General features: G+C 51.0%; 1 tRNA gene and 3 rRNA genes. All 4 read left to right on the top strand.

Annotation, left to right across the window (positions count from 1 at the left end):
* Window positions 1–1,518, top strand: a 16S ribosomal RNA gene (locus OCV96_RS07265).
* 123 nt (window positions 1,519–1,641) lie between these two features.
* Window positions 1,642–1,759: ribosomal RNA gene (rrf, locus tag OCV96_RS07260) — 5S ribosomal RNA — on the top strand.
* Between the two features lie 7 nt (window positions 1,760–1,766).
* A tRNA-Ile gene (locus OCV96_RS07255) sits at window positions 1,767–1,840 on the top strand.
* Window positions 1,841–2,282: 442 nt separating this feature from the next.
* A 23S ribosomal RNA gene (locus OCV96_RS07250) occupies window positions 2,283–5,167 on the top strand.
* The 16S, 23S and 5S rRNA genes sit together here with 1 tRNA gene alongside, the layout of an rRNA operon.

The raw sequence follows: 5,167 nt of genomic DNA, 5'->3' as shown, positions 1-5,167 counted from the left end.
AACATGAGAGTTTGATCCTGGCTCAGGATGAACGCTGGCGGCGTGCCTAACACATGCAAGTCGAACGGACTTACATTGAAGCCTAGCGATATGTAAGTTAGTGGCGGACGGGTGAGTAACGCGTGGGTAACCTGCCTTGTACTGGGGGACAACAGTTGGAAACGACTGCTAATACCGCATAAGCGCACAGCTTCGCATGAAGCAGTGTGAAAAACTCCGGTGGTACAAGATGGACCCGCGTCTGATTAGCTGGTTGGTGAGGTAACGGCCCACCAAGGCGACGATCAGTAGCCGGCCTGAGAGGGTGAACGGCCACATTGGGACTGAGACACGGCCCAAACTCCTACGGGAGGCAGCAGTGGGGAATATTGCACAATGGGGGAAACCCTGATGCAGCAACGCCGCGTGAGTGAAGAAGTATTTCGGTATGTAAAGCTCTATCAGCAGGAAAGAAAATGACGGTACCTGACTAAGAAGCCCCGGCTAACTACGTGCCAGCAGCCGCGGTAATACGTAGGGGGCAAGCGTTATCCGGATTTACTGGGTGTAAAGGGAGCGTAGACGGTTTTGCAAGTCTGAAGTGAAAGCCCGGGGCTTAACCCCGGGAATGCTTTGGAAACTGTAGAACTAGAGTGCAGGAGAGGTAAGTGGAATTCCTAGTGTAGCGGTGAAATGCGTAGATATTAGGAGGAACACCAGTGGCGAAGGCGGCTTACTGGACTGTAACTGACGTTGAGGCTCGAAAGCGTGGGGAGCAAACAGGATTAGATACCCTGGTAGTCCACGCCGTAAACGATGATTACTAGGTGTTGGTGGGTACGACCCATCGGTGCCGCAGCAAACGCAATAAGTAATCCACCTGGGGAGTACGTTCGCAAGAATGAAACTCAAAGGAATTGACGGGGACCCGCACAAGCGGTGGAGCATGTGGTTTAATTCGAAGCAACGCGAAGAACCTTACCTGGTCTTGACATCCCTATGAATAACGGGCAATGCCGTTAGTACTTCGGTACATAGGAGACAGGTGGTGCATGGTTGTCGTCAGCTCGTGTCGTGAGATGTTGGGTTAAGTCCCGCAACGAGCGCAACCCTTATCTTTAGTAGCCAGCAGTAAGATGGGCACTCTAGAGAGACTGCCGGGGATAACCCGGAGGAAGGTGGGGATGACGTCAAATCATCATGCCCCTTATGACCAGGGCTACACACGTGCTACAATGGCGTAAACAAAGAGAAGCGAAGTCGTGAGGCAGAGCGAATCTCAAAAATAACGTCTCAGTTCGGATTGTAGTCTGCAACTCGACTACATGAAGCTGGAATCGCTAGTAATCGCAGATCAGAATGCTGCGGTGAATACGTTCCCGGGTCTTGTACACACCGCCCGTCACACCATGGGAGTCGGAAATGCCCGAAGTCGGTGACCTAACCGCAAGGAAGGAGCCGCCGAAGGCAGGTCTGATAACTGGGGTGAAGTCGTAACAAGGTAGCCGTATCGGAAGGTGCGGCTGGATCACCTCCTTTCTAAGGAAACGGAAGAAGTAGGGGTTGCATTACTGTTGATTTGCCAAAGAGGTAAATCAAGAAACTTCTGGAAGCACTAATTGCGAAGCAATTAGCAAGAGCTTCACGAAGTGAAGATCATTTTCTGGTGGCGATGCGCTTGGGGGACACACCCGTTCTCATCCCGAACACGATGGTTAAGACCCAAGCGGCCGATGGTACTATACTGGAGACGGTATGGGAGAGCAGGTGGCTGCCAGATTACAAATGGGCTTATAGCTCAGCCGGTTAGAGCGCACGCCTGATAAGCGTGAGGTCGGTGGTTCGAGTCCACTTAAGCCCAGTTAAGTGAGTAACCTTACAACCTTTGAGGTAAAAGAGGTAATGCCCACTTAAGCCCAGTCGACAAATACTAACCGATTTGTCGAACGGAGAATACGAAGTATTCTCTTAGAGCTGGCACTTTAGTGTCAGGTTTGTTCCTTGAAAACCGAATATTGAAATTAAAATCTATTATATCAAGTTTGCAAAACGATATAACAAGACATCCGAGGGATCTTGCAAGAGATTGTGAGATCAAACAAGCAAAACGAAACAAAACCTAAAGTAACATCACGCTAGATGTGAAGAACTGGTTGGCGGGAATCGCGCAAGCGGTCATTCGTAAGACTTCGTCTTACTCATGTCCTTTGCTTCGCAAATGATTTCCGAATAAATCAAAAGCCCTTATGCAAGCGAGCTTGCAACGGACTTTGCTTTATTCGAAACCGCTTGCTCAGTTATTAGGTCAAGCTAAAAAGAGCGCAGGGTGGATGCCTTGGCACTAAGAGCCGATGAAAGACGTGATAAGCTGCGATAAGCTACGGGGAGGAGCACATATCCATTGATCCGTAGATTTCTGAATGGGGAAACCCGGCTGAGCATACCTCAGTCACCGTACACTGAATCCATAGGTGTACGGAGGGAACCCGGTGAACTGAAACATCTAAGTAGCCGGAGGAAGAGAAAGAAAACTCGATTTTCAAAGTAGCGGCGAGCGAAATGGAAAGAGCCCAAACCGGAGTGCGTGCACTCCGGGGTTCGGACTGCATTTATGACTTCTGACTGTAGCGGAACGGTTCTGGAAAGACCGGCCAGAGAGGGTGAGAGCCCCGTAGGCGAAACGGAAAGAAGCAGAGCAGGATCCAGAGTACCACGAGACACGAGAAACCTTGTGGGAATGAGCGGGGACCACCCCGTAAGGCTAAATACTCCTTAGTGACCGATAGAGCAGAGTACTGTGAAGGAAAGGTGAAAAGGACCCCGGGAGGGGAGTGAAAGAGAACCTGAAACCCTGTGTTTACAAACTGTGGAAGTACCATATGAGTACAACCGCGTACTTTTTGTAGAACGGTCCGGCGAGTTACGTTTACTGGCGAGGTTAAGCACTTAAGGTGCGGAGCCGAAGGGATACCAAGTCTTAACAGGGCGTTAAGTCAGTGTACGTAGACCCGAAACCGGGTGATCTACCCATGTCCAGGCTGAAGTTGCCGTAAAAGGCAATGGAGGGCCGAACGCACATCCGTTGAAAAGGGTGGCGATGAGGTGTGGGTAGGGGAGAAATTCCAATCGAACCCGGAGATAGCTGGTTCTCCTCGAAATAGCTTTAGGGCTAGCCTCGTGTTAACCTTGTGGAGGTAGAGCACTGAATATCCTAGGGGGCGTCAAAGTCTACCGAAGATTATCAAACTCCGAATGCCATAGAGGTGATGCACGGGAGTCAGACTGCACGAGATAAGTTGGGTGGTCAAAAGGGAAAGAGCCCAGACCTACAGCTAAGGTCCCAAAGTGCGTGTTAAGTGGAAAAGGATGTGGGATTTCGAAGACAACTAGGATGTTGGCTCAGAAGCAGCCATACATTCAAAGAGTGCGTAATAGCTCACTAGTCGAGAGGTCCTGCGCCGAAAATGTCCGGGGCTGAAACACGACACCGAAGCTTAGGACTCCTTTTAGGAGTGGTAGAGGAGCATTGTTAGCGCAGCGAAGCTGTACCGATAAGGAGCAGTGGAGTGCTAAGAAGAGAGAATGCCGGAATGAGTAGCGAGAGGAAGGTGAGAATCCTTCCGGCCGAATATCCAAGGTTTCCAGAGTAAAGCTGATCTGCTCTGGGTAAGTCGGGGCCTAAGGCGAGGTCGAAAGACGTAGTCGATGGATAACAGGTGGAGATTCCTGTACTATGTGTACCCAGAACTGTGGGGACGCATGTGGAGAGCACGAGCCGGGAAAGAGAAAACCGGTACAAGCGGGGTAGGAGTAAGGACAGCAAATCTTCCTTACAATCCGAAGACGTAATGTGGACCGAACCAAAGTAGGGAAGCGTGTGAGCCATGTGCCAAGAAAAGCCGCTATTGTGATACACATACCCGTACCGTAAACCGACACAGGTGGATGAGGAGAGAATCCTAAGGCCGACGGAAGAAGCATTGTTAAGGAACTCGGCAAAATGACCCCGTAACTTCGGGAGAAGGGGTGCCCTGTGAAAGCAGGGCCGCAGAGAATAGGCTCAAGCAACTGTTTAGCAAAAACACAGGTCTATGCGAAACCGAAAGGTGAGGTATATGGGCTGACGCCTGCCCGGTGCTGGAAGGTTAAGAGGAGAAGTCAGGCAACGAAGCTTCGAATTTAAGCCCCAGTAAACGGCGGCCGTAACTATAACGGTCCTAAGGTAGCGAAATTCCTTGTCGGGTAAGTTCCGACCCGCACGAAAGGCGTAATGATTTGAGCACTGTCTCGACAATGCATCCGGTGAAATTGAAGTACCAGTGAAGATGCTGGTTACCTGCGCCAGGACGGAAAGACCCCATGGAGCTTTACTCCAGCTTGATACTGGGATTCGATACTGTATGTACAGGATAGGTGGGAGACGTTGAACATAGAACGCCAGTTTTATGTGAGTCGCTGTTGGGATACCACCCTTGCAGTATTGGATTTCTAACCTGCACCCATGACCTGGGTGGGGGACAATGTCTGGCGGGGAGTTTGACTGGGGCGGTCGCCTCCGAAAGGGTATCGGAGGCGCTCAAAGGTTCCCTCAGAATGGTTGGAAACCATTCGAAGAGTGCAAAGGCAGAAGGGAGCTTGACTGTGACACCGACGGGTGGAACAGGTACGAAAGTAGGACTTAGTGATCCGGTGGTATAAAGTGGGATTGCCATCGCTCAACGGATAAAAGCTACCCTGGGGATAACAGGCTTATCACTCCCAAGAGTTCACATCGACGGAGTGGTTTGGCACCTCGATGTCGGCTCATCGCATCCTGGGGCTGTAGCAGGTCCCAAGGGTTGGGCTGTTCGCCCATTAAAGCGGTACGCGAGCTGGGTTCAGAACGTCGTGAGACAGTTCGGTCCCTATCCGGCGCAGGCGGAGGATATTTGAGAGGAGCTGTCCTTAGTACGAGAGGACCGGGATGGACGGACCACTGGTGTATCTGTTGGCTATCGGAGCCATGGCAGAGTAGCCAAGTCCGGCAGGGATAAACGCTGAAGGCATCTAAGCGTGAAGCCCCCCTCAAGATGAGATATCCCTCAGAAATGAGTAAGACCCCTTGAAGACTACGAGGTAGATAGGAATGAGGTGTAAGCACAGCAATGTGTTCAGCTGACATTTACTAATCGGTCGAGGGCTTGACCAA

The sequence above is a fragment of the Waltera acetigignens genome, from assembly GCF_025567015.1.
Lineage (GTDB): Bacteria > Bacillota > Clostridia > Lachnospirales > Lachnospiraceae > Acetatifactor > Acetatifactor acetigignens.
This window is presented reverse-complemented; position numbering and strand designations above follow the sequence as displayed.